The sequence below is a fragment of the Cohnella rhizoplanae genome, from assembly GCF_948329515.1.
Classification (GTDB): Bacteria; Bacillota; Bacilli; order Paenibacillales; family Paenibacillaceae; genus Cohnella; species Cohnella rhizoplanae.
Window position 1 is genome coordinate 157,302 of the sequence record NZ_CAOJCN010000011.1, and the last position, 13,603, is coordinate 170,904.

Annotated in this window: 15 protein-coding genes; 11 read left to right on the forward strand and 4 right to left on the reverse strand. The window is 60.5% G+C overall.

The genetic code is table 11. The features are described from left to right. The first annotated feature begins 3 nt into the window (after positions 1-3). Both PQG80_RS17295 and PQG80_RS17300 read left to right on the forward strand, forming a co-directional pair. Positions 4-1,146, forward strand: coding sequence for a HupE/UreJ family protein (locus tag PQG80_RS17295; RefSeq protein ID WP_271752678.1), 1,143 nt, complete (start codon positions 4-6; stop codon positions 1,144-1,146). Positions 1,147-1,479: 333 nt separating this feature from the next. Next, positions 1,480-2,199: an HTH domain-containing protein gene (locus PQG80_RS17300; protein ID WP_271752679.1), complete on the forward strand. Its 720-nt coding sequence runs from the start codon at positions 1,480-1,482 to the stop codon at positions 2,197-2,199. Positions 2,200-2,923: 724 nt separating this feature from the next. Here PQG80_RS17300 and PQG80_RS17305 read toward each other — a convergent pair. The 4 genes from PQG80_RS17305 to PQG80_RS17320 form a co-directional block, all read right to left on the reverse strand. Continuing rightward, positions 2,924-3,958: an oxidoreductase gene (locus PQG80_RS17305; RefSeq protein ID WP_271752680.1), complete on the reverse strand. Its 1,035-nt coding sequence runs from the start codon at positions 3,956-3,958 to the stop codon at positions 2,924-2,926. 319 nt (positions 3,959-4,277) lie between these two features. After that, positions 4,278-5,609, reverse strand: a complete 1,332-nt coding sequence (locus tag PQG80_RS17310; RefSeq protein WP_271752681.1) for an MFS transporter — start codon at positions 5,607-5,609, stop codon at positions 4,278-4,280. A 132-nt stretch (positions 5,610-5,741) separates the two neighbouring features. Further along, the gene (locus PQG80_RS17315; protein WP_271752683.1) at positions 5,742-6,050 is read right to left on the reverse strand and encodes an LSm family protein; all 309 of its coding nucleotides are present in this window, start codon (positions 6,048-6,050) and stop codon (positions 5,742-5,744) included. Between the two features lie 110 nt (positions 6,051-6,160). After that, the gene (locus PQG80_RS17320; RefSeq protein ID WP_271752684.1) at positions 6,161-6,844 is read right to left on the reverse strand and encodes an S-layer homology domain-containing protein; all 684 of its coding nucleotides are present in this window, start codon (positions 6,842-6,844) and stop codon (positions 6,161-6,163) included. A 174-nt stretch (positions 6,845-7,018) separates the two neighbouring features. On the opposite strand from PQG80_RS17320, the gene upp reads away from it, so the two are divergent. The 9 genes from upp to atpA all read left to right on the forward strand — a co-directional run bounded on the left by upp (position 7,019) and on the right by atpA (position 13,555). Next, positions 7,019-7,648, forward strand: a complete 630-nt coding sequence (gene upp / locus PQG80_RS17325; RefSeq protein ID WP_271752685.1) for a uracil phosphoribosyltransferase — start codon at positions 7,019-7,021, stop codon at positions 7,646-7,648. 32 nt (positions 7,649-7,680) lie between these two features. Next, a complete protein-coding gene (gene wecB, locus PQG80_RS17330) occupies positions 7,681-8,820 on the forward strand; it encodes a non-hydrolyzing UDP-N-acetylglucosamine 2-epimerase (RefSeq protein WP_271752686.1) in 1,140 nt (379 codons plus the stop codon). A gap of 360 nt (positions 8,821-9,180) precedes the next feature. Further along, positions 9,181-9,432, forward strand: coding sequence for an AtpZ/AtpI family protein (locus tag PQG80_RS17335; protein WP_271752687.1), 252 nt, complete (start codon positions 9,181-9,183; stop codon positions 9,430-9,432). A gap of 20 nt (positions 9,433-9,452) precedes the next feature. Continuing rightward, positions 9,453-9,839 carry an ATP synthase subunit I gene (locus PQG80_RS17340; protein ID WP_271752729.1) on the forward strand — a complete coding sequence of 129 codons (387 nt, stop codon included), beginning with the start codon at positions 9,453-9,455 and terminating at the stop codon, positions 9,837-9,839. A gap of 1 nt (position 9,840) precedes the next feature. Next, the gene (gene atpB / locus PQG80_RS17345; RefSeq protein WP_271752688.1) at positions 9,841-10,599 is read left to right on the forward strand and encodes a F0F1 ATP synthase subunit A; all 759 of its coding nucleotides are present in this window, start codon (positions 9,841-9,843) and stop codon (positions 10,597-10,599) included. Between the two features lie 35 nt (positions 10,600-10,634). Beyond that, a complete protein-coding gene (atpE, locus tag PQG80_RS17350) occupies positions 10,635-10,856 on the forward strand; it encodes a F0F1 ATP synthase subunit C (protein ID WP_217593072.1) in 222 nt (73 codons plus the stop codon). A 114-nt stretch (positions 10,857-10,970) separates the two neighbouring features. Beyond that, on the forward strand, positions 10,971-11,456 hold the full coding sequence (gene atpF / locus PQG80_RS17355; protein WP_271752689.1) for a F0F1 ATP synthase subunit B: 486 nt from the start codon (positions 10,971-10,973) through the stop codon (positions 11,454-11,456). Next, positions 11,453-11,998, forward strand: a complete 546-nt coding sequence (locus tag PQG80_RS17360; RefSeq protein WP_271752690.1) for a F0F1 ATP synthase subunit delta — start codon at positions 11,453-11,455, stop codon at positions 11,996-11,998. Before atpF ends, PQG80_RS17360 begins: the two co-directional genes overlap by 4 nt. 42 nt (positions 11,999-12,040) lie before the next feature. Further along, entirely contained in the window at positions 12,041-13,555 is a 1,515-nt protein-coding gene (atpA, locus tag PQG80_RS17365; RefSeq protein ID WP_271752730.1) for a F0F1 ATP synthase subunit alpha, read from the forward strand. Positions 13,556-13,603: the final 48 nt, after the last annotated feature.

Consider the following 13,603-nt stretch of genomic DNA (forward strand, 5'->3'; position numbering starts at 1 on the left):
CCAATGAAAAGGTGGAGGCCTCTAGCGGGCTTGCTCATCCTGCTGGCGGGCTGGTCCGCCTGGTGCGGCACGGCTTCAGCGCATCTGAATACGTACGGGTATTCCGATATCGAGGTGGGCGAGGGCCAGATCCGCTATTCGCTGTACCTGGATCCGCGCGAGGTGTCGCAGTGGATGGATATGCATTCCTCGGGCGTGTTCGTGCTGGGCGGCGGGGCATCGCCTGGCCCTTCCCGACCGGCCGACGAGTCGCCATGGACGCAAGAGGAGCTCGCGCCGCTGTTGGCGGAATCGCTCGCGGTCGGAAGCGGCGGAGAGAAGCTCGATCCGACGGTGGCGCAGATGGGCATGGCAGAGCGCGCGGGGGCTCCGTATCTGAGGTTGGACCTGCGTTATGCGCTGCCGCGCGGCGCGAAGGATTATACGGTGGATTACCGATTCTTTTACGGCGAGGATCCCGGACACCAGAATTACGCGACGATCCGCTACGATGGCGGAGGGTCTGCCGATCTCATTTTCACCAAAGATCATCATGAGGCAAACGGCAAACTCGACTCGCAAGGGGAAGCGGCGGACGATGGGTCCGCTTCGGTACAAGTGCCTGCGTGGATCGTGACGTTGTGGGACTACACGAAGCTCGGCGTCGAGCATATCTGGACCGGCATCGATCATTTGTTGTTTATCACGGCGCTCGTGTTGGCTAGACAACGCAGGTGGGGCTACGTCAAGGTGCTGACGGCATTCACGGTCGGGCATAGCGTGACGATCGCGCTGGCGGCGCTGGACGTCTTTAACCTGTCCGCTGCCTTCGTCGAGCCTGTCATCGCGCTCAGTATCGCCTACGTCGCGTTCGAGAATATCTGGCTCAAGGAGATCCGCTGGCGCTGGGCAGTCGCGCTGGGCTTCGGCTTGATCCACGGCTTCGGCTTCGCACAGGTTCTGCGAGGCGCCCTCGGCGACCGCTATCTGCTGACATTGTTCTCGTTTAACCTGGGCGTAGAGATCGGACAGCTGGCGGTGCTGGCCGTGCTGCTGCCGCTCCTGCTGTGGGCGGCACGATACAAAAGCTACAAGCAGTTAAGTGTCGGGGCGTCCCTCGTCATCGGACTGATCGGCTTATACTGGTTCGCGACGCGGCTGATGTAGCGCGAGAAAAGGTTCTCCAACCGCATTGCCGATGATGCCGGGATGCGTTATGTTAGAAGAAACCATATTGGGCGTGAAGCACGCGCCGTCCGTTCCTTAATCTTCGGATTACGGGAGCGGGCGGCGTTTTGCTTTTGGGAAGGGCCTGGAAGGAGCGTAAAAGAAGATGACGACAGCAAAATATGGCGAAGAGAAGAGAGCTGCGTGGTACGGCCGGTTCGCGCAGTTGGAGGCTACAGACACCCGAGATACCCGAGACACCCGAGACACCCGAGACACCCGAGACACCCGAACTAAGTTGCCTCCTGGCATTGGCGATGCCGGGTCCTTTGTTTGGAGAAATTCAAAGCTGATCCTCTGTATAAACAAGGCGACCTGGAGGTCAACCTGCAATTCGAAAGAGCGTTCGCTACTTGGTGGGCCGCAACGTTACGGGCAGCTAAGGGGGCCCGGCAGAAGCGGCTCAAGCCCGGCTTGACGTATGCGTCCATGTATTTTCTGCGTTTCACATGGTTCGCCGCATTCGGCAACCTGAAAGGACTTGTGCCTGAGTATGAGGTGAAGGACTATAAGGACGGGTTTCGCTACATTGACTTTGTTTTCTTCACGAATGCGCACCGCGTAGCGATTGAGGTGGACGGCCGCGCTTCCCATCGCCTCAACGTCACGCCGGCGGAATTCGAAGACGAACTGATGCGCCAGAATCATCTCGTCATCGACGGCTGGTCCGTGATCAGACTGGCGTTTCTATCGATTCGCGACAAGCCGCGGCAGTGTCAGCAGGTGCTTCAGCAGATGTTGGGGAAATGGCAGACGGATGAGGAAGAGACAAGGTTGCCTCTCGTATCCTCCAATATTATGGCGTACATATCGCGCGCTGCGAATCCAGTGTCGCCGGCAGAGATGAGCCAGGCGCTCAATGTCCATCGCAACACAATCCTGAGACATCTTGCTCGTCTTGTCCAATCGGGGCATGTCGTTGCGGCAAAGACGTCAAGGAAAAGAAATACCCATTATCGACTGGTGAACTCTAACTTGAAAAGTATGGACTAGTGCGGGAGTGTGTGGGGACTTGCGAACGAAAATATGACGGATGCGTGAGGAGTGGGTATGCGTGTATCAATGTGATGCGATTGTGTGAAAGTTTAGCGTATGCGCGGTTTGGAAGGTATGGTGCGATTGAATCGAAATGGTGCAGATGCATAGGAGTCAGGGGTGAGGCGAGAAGAGTGAGGTGTAAACGCACCAAAATGGTGCTAATGCGCGGATGCAGCGTGGGCCGGGTCAAGACTCTATGGCTGAAAGCACCATTTTAGTGCTAACGAGCAGGCGTGTCAGGGGTGAGGCGAGAAGAGTGAGGTGTAAACGCACCAAAATGGTGCTAATGCGCGGATGCGGCGTGGGCCGGGTCAAGACCCTATTGCTGAAAGCACCATTTTAGTGCTAACGAGCAGTCGTGTCAGGGGTGAGGCGAGAAGAGTGGGGTGTAAACGCACCAAAATGGTGCTAATGCGCAGATGTGGCGTGTGCCGGGTCAAGACTCTATGGCTGAAAGCACCATTTTAGTGCTAACGAGCAAGCGTGTCAGGGGGAGGTGTGAATGGCTGGGGTGTAAACGCACCAAAATGGTGCTAATACGCAGATGTGGCGTGTGCTAGGTCAAGGACTTAAGGTGTAAAAGCACCAATTTGGTGCTTCGAGTGCTATCAAAAATCATGAGGGTCGCTTCATAACACCAATATGGTGCTATGAAGCGACGGGCAGGGGCAATGTAGTCTTATCGACGTCCGTGGTAGCCGCGTTCGTACGGCTTCGCGACGTCGGCGGTGCCGTCGAGGCGGCGCAGCGCGTCGATCGCCCAGTACGGGTTGCGCAGCATGGCGCGACCGATGACGGCAAGGTCCGCGTCGCCGGATGCGACGACGTGCTCGGCCAGCTCGGCGTCGTCCAGCATGCCGACGGCGCTGACCGGGATGTCGAGCGCGTCCTTCATGGCGCGCGCGAACGGCACCTGGTAGCCCGGATAGTTGCCGGGCTTACCCTTCACTGCCGGGCCGCCCTCGCCGCCGGTAGAGACGTCGAACATGTCGACGCCGGCGTCGCGGTAGGCGCGAGCGACCTCCAGCATATGCTCGAGGTCGTAGGCGTACTCGGCGTACTCGATTGCCGACACGCGCATGAGCAGCGGCATGTCGGGAGGCAGTACGGCCTTGACGGCCTTGATGACCTCGACGCCGAACTTGGCCTTATCGCGACCGAACTCATCGTCGCGCTTGTTGATGCCCGGTGAATGGAACTGGTGAATCAAGTAGCCGTGAGCGCCGTGCAGCTGGATCGTATCGAAGCCGGCTTGGACCGCGCGGGCGGCGGCGTCGGCGAACCTGCCGATCAGGGCCCAGGCTTCTTCGGTGCTAAGCGCGCGGGGCTGCTTGGCCGTGTCGTCGAACGGCTCGGTCCAAGGGCCTACCGGCGGTTCGGCGTCCAGCGCCTTGCGGCCGGCGTGAGCGAGCTGAATGCCGATCTTGCCGCCGTGCTTGTGGACCTCGTCCACGATGCGGCGATAGGCGGGAATCTGCTCGTCGGACCACAGGCCGAGGTCGCGGTTCGTGATGCGGCCGTCCGGCTCGACGTCGGTCATCTCGATGAGGATGAGCCCGGCGCCCCCGACGGCCCGGGAGACATAATGCACGAAATGCCATTCGTTCGGCGTGCCGTCCTCCGCGTCAACGGCGTATTGACACATAGGGCTCATGACGATGCGGTTGCGAAGCGATAGTGCCTTCAGCGAATAAGGCTTTCCCAGGCTGCTCAAAGCGCTGCTCACTCTCCTTCGATTAAACTGTATGCAAGTAAGTATCAGTTGCAATTGTAACTTGGGGGAACACAGTTATGCAAGCCGCTTCCGATCCGGTTCCCGCACCCGGCCACAACCAGCACGATACAGCCTGGGCCTTAGGATCGCAATCGCTATGCTTGTCCCTGGGTTCCGGCGTCTCGATCCTGGCCCCGGGCGCACAATCCTTACGCCTGTCCCTGGGTTCCGGCGTCCTCGGTCCTGGCCCCCGGGCGCACAATGCTTACGCCTGTCCCTTGGTTCCGGCGCCCCCCGATCCGGGCCCCGCCGACAATCGCTAGGCTTGTCCCTTTGCTCCGCCGATCGCGGCCGCGGCGACGCGCAGGCGCTTGCGCAGCAGCGCCCATACCAGCAGCGGCGAGCTGCCGAAGACAAGCAGGAGGACGCGGATCAGCGTCGGGTTCGCGCTGCGGGAGACGCAGACGATGAATACGATCGTTCCAAGGAAACGACCGGCGTTCAGCGCCAGCTCCCGCAGGATGATGCGCTCTTCCCGCTGCTTCACGTCCGCCTCGTTGCCGCCGATCTGGTCGAACACCACGGACACGGACGGAATCGAGTATAGGGGCACGAAAATCGCGGTTCCTAAACCGAAGATCAGCAGCTGCGAATAGCCCGTCCCCCAGAATAGCGGCGCGATAAACAAGATGAGCATGAGCGCCCCCGTGAACATGCCCCAGTAGCGCCCTTTCGGTTTGAGCAGCCTGCCCGCGATCCAGAAGCTGATCAGCGCCGCGGCGGACGTATACAGCGAGAAGCTGCCGAGCTTCATCTCGCTGCCCGTCGACGTATAGACAAGAAGCGCGATGACGAAGCCGAAGATGCCTTCCCGCAGCCCTTGCGCGACCATCGCCCAGGTGATGGAGCGCCATGGACTGCCGATCCTCAGCAGTCCGCCCAGGCCGATCCGCCAATCGTAACTGCCTGCGGGCTTCCGCTTGTGCAGACCGAAGGTAAGCGCCGCGCCTGCAACGAAGATCGCCAGCGAGATCGCAAAGACGAGGCGGTACCCGGCGTTGCCGCCGCTGTGCGCGATGAGCATGCCCGAGAGCCAGGGGGCCAGCATGCCGGAGAGGGAGCCGAGCAGGCCCGTCCAGCCGTTGAAGCGGTCTCTGTTGCCGGGATCCGTGATCTCGAAGTAGACGACGTTGAACGACAGCCAGAATAGGCCCGACGAGATCCCCTGTACGAATCCGAGCAGCGGCACGGCGTCCGCGGCCCGCGTCCCGAGCGTGAGCACGAGTCCGTAAAACGCCGCGGCCGCTACGACGCCGCCCCGAAGCGCGTTCATCTTATTGCCTTCCTTGACCCATTTGCCGGCCAGCCAGAAGGTGAGCGACATCACGACCTGATGGACGACCGCGAACCATCCGAGAAGCGCATAGTTCTGTTTGATTTTCCAAATGTAAATGTTGACGAACGTGGCGGATAGCGCATTGCCGCAGGTGAACAGGGCGTGCACGGCGAGCAGCAGCATAGCTTGGCGGTCCAGCCTGGCGGACTTGTCCGCCTTGGGACCGGCCTCGGCGCCGTCTGCATCCGAATAGAACCTTCCGCGCGCGCTGCCTTGCGTCAGCGAAAACGGGGATTTAGAAGAAGAACCCGGCATGCCGACCTCCTGTGCTGTCCTAAAATTCCATGTGCGGTATCGGCACAGCCTGATTAGGATGGTCGCGGCGAGGGAAAATCATGAATGAAAATAATCCCGCACCCTCGGCGGGGGGCGGGATCTGCAGGCCGGTCAGATGAGCAGCGTGATGACGAGCAGTTCGTACAGCACGAGCGTGAGGATCGAGTTCGCGGCGAACGGTCCGAAAAAGCGGGCGTCCATCGCGCTAGGCGTTACGGCCAGATGAAGATGGCACCCGTCGACGCCGAGTACGGTTCCTTCATAGATCTGGCCGTCGATCGTCTGCACGCGAACGCTGCGATTATGATGGCGTCCGCACACGTCCGACAGCTTCTGGCGGATCTGCTTCGCGCTGCCGACCCAATCCTGATCGGCTTCGTAGAGATGCGCGGCGTCCGCGGCCTTGTTTTTCGAGGTCATGCTCATTCCTCCCTGGGCTTCATGCCATCAGCCTATGCGGAGGAAGGCCCAGGGGTGACGAATGCCCGAATGAGTGGAAAAAGGGAGGATCGAGTAGGAGGGAACCCGCGTCACGGCGCGGTGCCGCTCTCCTTTTTATCGTAGACGCCGCTACCTACGCCTTCTTTTAATTTATCGTACACCGTCTTGCCGTCCTTGTCCTTGACCGCGCCGAACGCGGTATTCGCGTACGAGAAGACGGTCTCGCGTGTGGCAGGCTTGGTCTTGCTGATCCCCTTGGCCGTATCGGCGTCCAGAATGCCCTTCTCCAACGCAGCTTTGACGTAGGCGGCGGCCCAATCGGACGTTGCGGAGCTCGGCTCGACGCCCAGGAATTTGCACAGCAGCGCGACCGCTTCCGCCGATGTGACGTTGCCGTTGGGGTTGAACTTGCCGCCCCCCGTTCCTAGGGTGTAGCCGTTGTCCTCGATCAGATCCTTGGCGGCGGCGATGTACCCGCTGTACCAGGAGCCCGGCGCGACATCGGAGAAGCTGGACGTCTTGACGGGCAGTTTGGCCTCGGTCTCCAGGCCGAACGCGCGGACCATGATGACGGCGAGCTGGGCTCTCGTGATATTGTCGTTCAGATTGAGGTTGCCCTTCTGGTCGCCGGCGATGATGCCGGCTTCGATCAGCGCCTTAAGTTTGGCTTCGGCCGTCGCATCGGATGAAGCCGCGCCCGCGCTTCCGCCGAGCATCGCCAGCACGAGCGCACCTGCCGCCAGCGCCGATAAAGCTTTCTTTGTCTTTTTCAATTCAACACGCCTCCCTTGTCGTTTCTGACATATATATCGGCGCGCGAGGGCGTCCCTTGTAGAGATCCTGCGCATGCAAAAGCGGAGGAATCGCCTCGCCGGGGCATGGATGCGCCGAGGGGGAGACAATGATATAATGGACGGGCATCCGAACGGACAAAGGAGAGGAACACCATGGGGCGCTTGCATGTATGCGACCACCCGCTGATTCAGCATAAAGTGACTTACCTGCGAGATAAAACGACGGAAACCAAACAATTCAGGGAACTCGTGGACGAGATCTCGACGCTGATGGCATACGAGGCGACGCGCGACTTTCCGTTAACGACAGCGAAGGTGCAGACCCCGGTCGTAGAGGCCGAGGGGCGGATCATCGCGGGCAGAATGGTCGGTCTGATCCCGATCCTGCGCGCCGGCCTCGGCATGGTCGACGGCGTGCTCAAGCTCCTGCCTTCCGCGCGCGTGGGCCATATCGGGCTGTATCGGGACGAAGAGACGCTCCAGCCGGTCGAGTACTACGTCAGCTTGCCGACCGACGTGGCGGAGCGCGAGCTCATCGTGCTCGATCCGATGCTCGCGACGGGCGGATCGGCCAACGCGGCGATCTCGATCCTGAAGCAGCGCGGCTGCAAGCCGACCAAGCTGATGTGCCTGATCGCGGCCCCGGAAGGGGTCAAGGCCGTACAGGAGGCGCATCCGGAGATCGATATCTTCGTGGCGGCGCTGGACACTCATCTCAACGAACACGGATACATAGTGCCGGGCCTCGGAGACGCGGGCGACCGGCTGTACGGAACCAAATAAAGACGAGCCAGGCTTGTGGGAGGAACGGACTTGTGAAACCGATTAAGATTATGTCGATCTTCGGCGTGCGCCCCGAAGCGATCAAGATGGCGCCCCTCGTGCTGGAGCTGCAGAAATACCCCGGACTGATCGAATCCACCGTATGCGTCACCGCGCAGCACCGGCAGATGCTCGACCAGGTGCTGGACATTTTCCGCATCCGGCCGGACTACGATATGAACGTCATGCAGGTCGGACAGACGCTGAACGAGATTACGATCCGCGTCCTGCAGGGGCTCGAGCCGATCCTGGCCGAAGCCAAACCGGACATGGTGCTGGTGCACGGCGACACGCTGACGAGCTTCCTGGCGAGCTACGCCGCTTTCTTGCAGCAGATCCAGATCGGCCACGTCGAGGCGGGGCTGCGCACCTGGAACAAGCTCTCTCCGTACCCGGAGGAGATGAACCGTCAATTGACCGGCGTGCTGGCGGACGCGCACTTCGCGCCGACGCAATGGTCGGCGGGCAACCTGCGCAAGGAGAGCAAGCCGGAGGACCGGATCTATGTCACGGGCAACACGGTGACGGACGTATTCCAATATACGGTGAAGCCCGACTTTTCGCACCCGGTGCTCGAGTGGGCGAACGGCAAGCGCCTTATCCTCATGACGGCACACCGTCGCGAGAACCTGGGCGAACCGCACCAGCACATCTTCCGCGCGGTCCGCAAGCTGGCCGAAGCGCACGAGGACGTCGCGATCGTCTACCCCGTGCATCCGAATCCCGCCGTCAAAGGGCCGGCCGAGGAACTCCTGGGCGACCATCCGCGCATTCGGCTGATCGATCCGCTCGACGTCGTCGAGCTGCATAACTTCTATAAACACACGCATCTGATTCTGACCGACTCGGGCGGGCTTCAGGAAGAGGCGCCGTCCTACGGCGTGCCCGTGCTGGTGCTGCGGGATACGACGGAGCGTCCGGAGGGCGTCGGCGCCGGAACACTGGAGCTCGTAGGCACGGACGAGCATCTGATCTTCGACAGGGCGAGCGCCCTGCTCACCGATCCGGAGCTGTACGGCCGTATGAGCCGCGCGGCGAATCCATACGGAGACGGGCAGGCTTCCCGGCGGATCGCGCAGGCGATCCTGCATCACTTCGGCAGAGGAGAGCGGCCGTCGGCTTTCGAAGGTTGACGGGGCGCGGCGGCGGTTCCGCTTCGGGGTTTCGATAGTCCGGGGCGGCGCGGCCGCTTTTCTGCCTCGGGGCGCCGGCCAATTTCTGACACCGGCCCCGCGCATGCTGGCGGATCCGGTCGGCCGGCGCAGTGCCGAAGCGCGCAATTGTCTACAGCGTACAGCGCAACTGTACGGTTTAGAACCCCGAAGAATCCAGATTTATCAAGGGTTTGGCGGCATTGCGTTCACATAATGTTTGAATTTATGCGAATTGACAAATCCCATCGGCCAAGGATACAATATTACCTGAACCATTAGGAAGAAAGGGCTTACTTTTGGCCTATTTTCTTGTTGATGGGATCAAAGGAGCGGATGTCCATGCCCGAATCCGAACGTAAACCGCCTCTGCCGCCGGACGAGAATCCGTGGCGCGCAGCCGGGCTCGTCACCGCTATCGGGGCCGAACTGGCCGTGTGCGTCGGCCTGGGATGGTGGATCGGATCCGTCGTTGACGGCAACCGCGGCACCTCAACTTGGTATCTGGTCGGACTTGTCGTCGGCCTCGTCGCCGGCATCGGATCGGCCGTAGGCCTCATTCGGAAGTACGCCGTCAAGGGAAGGGGCAAATGATGGACGATTTGCCTGCTTTGATGAAGAAGGTTTCCCGTATTACGTTCTTTTTTTTGTCCATGGGATGTCTGGGGTGGGTGATATTGCCCGCTTACAAGACGGTCTTCGGAGGATTTCTGATCGGTGCGATCGGCAGCTTGCTCGTCGCCTGGCATCTGGCTTGGAAGACCGTTCGGATCGGCGACGCCGCTTCGGGCGGACGACGGCCCCGTTCGGGGTTCGGCTTCCTCTCTCGGGCCGCGCTGGCGCTGCTCGCCGCGTACGTATCGGTCCGCCTGCTAGAGTTCAACCTCCCGGCTACCGTAGCGGGATTAATCGCGGCGCCGATGGCAACACTCCTACTGGGTATCTTGTCCAGACGCCGCACAGGCGGCAACGCCACCGATGAAAGGGGTGAAAAGCACTAACATGGATCACTTAGCGCCAATCGTCATTCTCGGCGGTGTGAAGTTCGACCTTGCGGCCATCATCATGGTCATCGTGACCAGCATCGTCGCATTCGCACTCGCGCGCCTGTCCGTACGCAACCTGTCCGTGGACAATCCCGGCAAGCTGCAGAACTTCATGGAATGGGTCGTCGAGTTCGTCAGCAACATCATCGGGATGGCGACAGACTTCAAGCGGGGTCGCGTCTACCTGAGCCTCGGTCTTACGCTGATCATCTACATTTTCATCGGCAACATGCTCGGCCTTCCGTTCAACATCATCACCGAAGCGCATCACGGTCACGCGACGTTCCTCGGCATGGATCTGTTCATGGACGGAGAAGAAGAGGCCCACTTCGCATGGTGGAAGTCTCCTACGGCAGACGCCGCTATGACGATGGCACTCGCCCTTACCGTCATCGCGATCTCGCACATCCAGGGATTCCGCCACAACCGCAAGCATTACCTCAAGCATTACTTCGAGCCGTGGCCGTTCTTCCTTCCGATCAACCTGATCGAGACGGTGGCCAAGCCGCTGACGCTGGGTCTCCGGCTATTCGGCAACATCTACGCCGGCGAAGTCATGATCGGCGTTATCCTTGGCATGGGCTGGGTCGGTATTCCGGCGCTGCTCGTCTGGCAGGGCTTCAGTATATTCGTAGGCGCCATCCAGGCGTTCGTATTTACGATGCTGACCATGGTTTATATCGGTCAGGCTAGCATTCACGAAGAAGATCATTAATCCCAAAGTACCCAATTCGAGGAGGATATTCACAAATGGAAATTTACGGTCTGTTGGCAGCTGCAATCGTGTTCGGCCTTGGCGCGCTCGGCGCAGGTATCGGTAACGGTCTGATCTTCTCCAAGACGGTCGAAGGCATCTCGCGTCAACCTGAACTGCGCGGCGCCCTGCAAACCACGGCGTTCATCGGCGTAGGTCTGGTAGAAGCACTGCCGATCATCTCCCTCGTCCTCGCGTTCATCTTCATGGCTCAATAAGCAATTTCATTGATAAGTTTAGGCGCGGAGAGCCACTTGCCTCCACGCCTTCCTTATGCAAGAGGGCCAACACGCATTCGATCGACAGTTTTTGAGTGAAAGGAGTGGCTATCGTTGACCATCACATGGACCAACTTTTTTATTCAAGTCATCGCATTCGGCATTCTGTACCTGCTGCTGTCGAAGTACGCCTTCGGTCCGCTGTTCGGCATCATGGAGAAGCGCCGTCAGCTCGTCAAGGAACAGATCGACACGGCCGAGCGCAACCGCACCGAGAGCGAGCGTTTCCTCGAAGAGCAGAAGCAATCGCTGCAGCAAGCGCGCAAGGAAGCCTATGATATTATCGAGCAAGCGAAGTCGACCGGCTCCAAGCAGGCGGACGATATCATCTCCGCGGCTCGCGGCGAATCCAGCCGCCTGAAGGAAGAGGCCGTACGCGACATCGAAGCCGAGAAGAACAAGGCGATCGCGTCGCTCAAATCCGAAGTCGGCGGCCTGTCCGTACAGATCGCCAGCAAGATCCTCGAGAAACAAGTCGACGCAAGCGCTCAAGGCGAACTGGTCGATCAGTATCTCAAAGACGTAGGTAAGTCGTCATGAGCCGCGGCACGGTCGTAGCCAAACGATACGCCAGGGCGCTCTTCGATCTGGCGCGCGAGCAAGACGCCGTAGCCAACACGGAGAACGAGCTGAAGCTGGTCGCGGACGCGATCGAAGCGAACGCTGACTTGCGCGCCTTCCTGTCGGCCCCTAACATCACGCTGGACAAGAAAATCGCGCTGCTGCGCGGCACGTTCGGCGACAAGGTGTCGCAGATCGTGCTGAACACGGTCTGCCTGCTGATCGAGCGCGGCCGCGAGACCGAGATTCCAGCGGTGCTGGACGCTTATATGTCCGTCGCCGGCGGCGTCCTCGGACGCGCCGACGCCGTGGTCACCTCGGCCAAGCCGCTCACGCCCGAGCAATCCGAAGAGATCGCGACGCGCTTCGCCGCGGTCATCGGCAAAAACGTGCGCGTCATCGGCGAAGTCGACGAGTCGCTGCTCGGCGGCATTACCGTCCGCATCGGCGACACGCTCTACGACGGCAGCCTGCGCGGCAAGCTGAGCCGTCTGTCCAAAGAACTTCAAGCCAGTCTGTAATATACGCATGTATCACGTAAGTAGGAGACAGGGGTGAACGAATTGAGTATCCGTCCTGAAGAAATCAGCACGCTGATCAAGCAGCAGATTCAGAACTATCAATCCGATATCCAAGTCGTTGACGTCGGTACCGTCATCACGGTCGGCGACGGCGTAGCTCGCGTCCACGGATTGGAAAAAGCGATGGCCGGCGAGCTGCTTGAATTCTCGAACGGCGTCGTGGGCATGGCCCTCAACCTCGAAGAAGACAACGTCGGCGTCGTCATCTTGGGCCCGTACACCGGCATCCGCGAAGGCGACCAAGTCAAGCGCACGGGCCGCATCATGGAAGTGCCGGTCGGCGAAGCCATGCTCGGCCGCGTCGTTAACGCGCTGGGCCAGCCGGTCGACGGCAACGGTCCGATCGCCACGACGAAGTTCCGTCCGATCGAATCCCCGGCTCCGGGCGTCATGGCCCGTAAGTCCGTATTCGAGCCGATGCAGACCGGCATCAAGGCGATCGACGCCATGATCCCGATCGGCCGCGGCCAGCGGGAACTCATCATCGGCGACCGCCAGACCGGCAAGACGACGATCGCGATCGACACGATCGTCAACCAAAAGGGCAATGGCGTCATCTGTATCTACGTCGCCATCGGCCAGAAGCAATCGACCGTCCGTACCGTCGTCGAGTCCCTCCGCCGCCAAGGCGCGCTGGACTATACGATCGTCGTCACGGCGAGCGCGTCCGAGCCGTCCCCGCTGCTCTACATCGCGCCGTACACCGGCTGCGCTATGGGCGAAGAATTCATGTACAACGGCAAGCACGTCCTGATCATCTATGATGACTTGACCAAGCAAGCCGCAGCATATCGCGAGTTGTCCCTGTTGCTCCGCCGTCCTCCGGGCCGCGAAGCCTATCCGGGCGACGTATTCTATCTGCACTCCCGTCTGCTGGAGCGCGCGGCCAAGCTGAACGACGAGCTCGGCGGCGGTTCCCTCACCGCGCTGCCGTTCATCGAGACCCAAGCCGGCGACATCTCGGCTTACATCCCGACGAACGTCATCTCGATCACCGACGGCCAGATCTTCCTCGAGGCGGACCTGTTCTACTCCGGTCAGCGTCCGGCGGTCAACGTCGGTAACTCGGTATCCCGCGTAGGCTCGTCCGCGCAGACCAAGGCGATGAAGAAGGTCGCGGGCACGCTCAAGACCGACCTCGCCCAATACCGCGAGCTGGCTGCGTTCGCAGCGTTCGGCTCCGACCTCGACAAGGTTACGCAAGCCCGTCTCGACCGCGGTATCCGTACCCTCGAGATTCTGAAGCAAGGCATCAACGTACCGATGCCGCTGGAGCGCCAGGTCGTTTCCCTTTACCTGGTCACCAAGGGCCACGCCGACACCGTGCCGGTGCAGGACATCCGCCGCTTCGAATCCGAGTTCCTGAGCTATCTGGATGCGCAGCGCCCCGAGATCCTGGCGTCCATCCGCGATACGAAGGACATTTTGCCCGACAACGACAAGGCGCTCGTCGAAGCGATCGGCGCCTTCAAGAAGAGCTTCGCTACGACCGCTTAAGAGCGAAGGCTTCGGCCATAGAAGCTTCCGCGCCGTCGCGCGACCGCG

What these genes read in the sequence shown, in the direction of transcription:
- PQG80_RS17335 (WP_271752687.1), top strand. Translation starts at nt 9,181, where the DNA reads ATGCCCGAATCCGAACGTAAACCGCCTCTGCCGCCGGACGAGAATCCG.
- PQG80_RS17360 (WP_271752690.1), top strand. Translation starts at nt 11,453, where the DNA reads ATGAGCCGCGGCACGGTCGTAGCCAAACGATACGCCAGGGCGCTCTTC.
- upp (WP_271752685.1), top strand. Translation starts at nt 7,019, where the DNA reads ATGGGGCGCTTGCATGTATGCGACCACCCGCTGATTCAGCATAAAGTG.
- PQG80_RS17315 (WP_271752683.1), bottom strand. Translation starts at nt 6,050, where the DNA reads ATGACCTCGAAAAACAAGGCCGCGGACGCCGCGCATCTCTACGAAGCC.
- atpE (WP_217593072.1), top strand. Translation starts at nt 10,635, where the DNA reads ATGGAAATTTACGGTCTGTTGGCAGCTGCAATCGTGTTCGGCCTTGGC.
- PQG80_RS17295 (WP_271752678.1), top strand. Translation starts at nt 4, where the DNA reads ATGAAAAGGTGGAGGCCTCTAGCGGGCTTGCTCATCCTGCTGGCGGGC.
- PQG80_RS17310 (WP_271752681.1), bottom strand. Translation starts at nt 5,609, where the DNA reads ATGCCGGGTTCTTCTTCTAAATCCCCGTTTTCGCTGACGCAAGGCAGC.
- atpB (WP_271752688.1), top strand. Translation starts at nt 9,841, where the DNA reads ATGGATCACTTAGCGCCAATCGTCATTCTCGGCGGTGTGAAGTTCGAC.
- PQG80_RS17340 (WP_271752729.1), top strand. Translation starts at nt 9,453, where the DNA reads ATGAAGAAGGTTTCCCGTATTACGTTCTTTTTTTTGTCCATGGGATGT.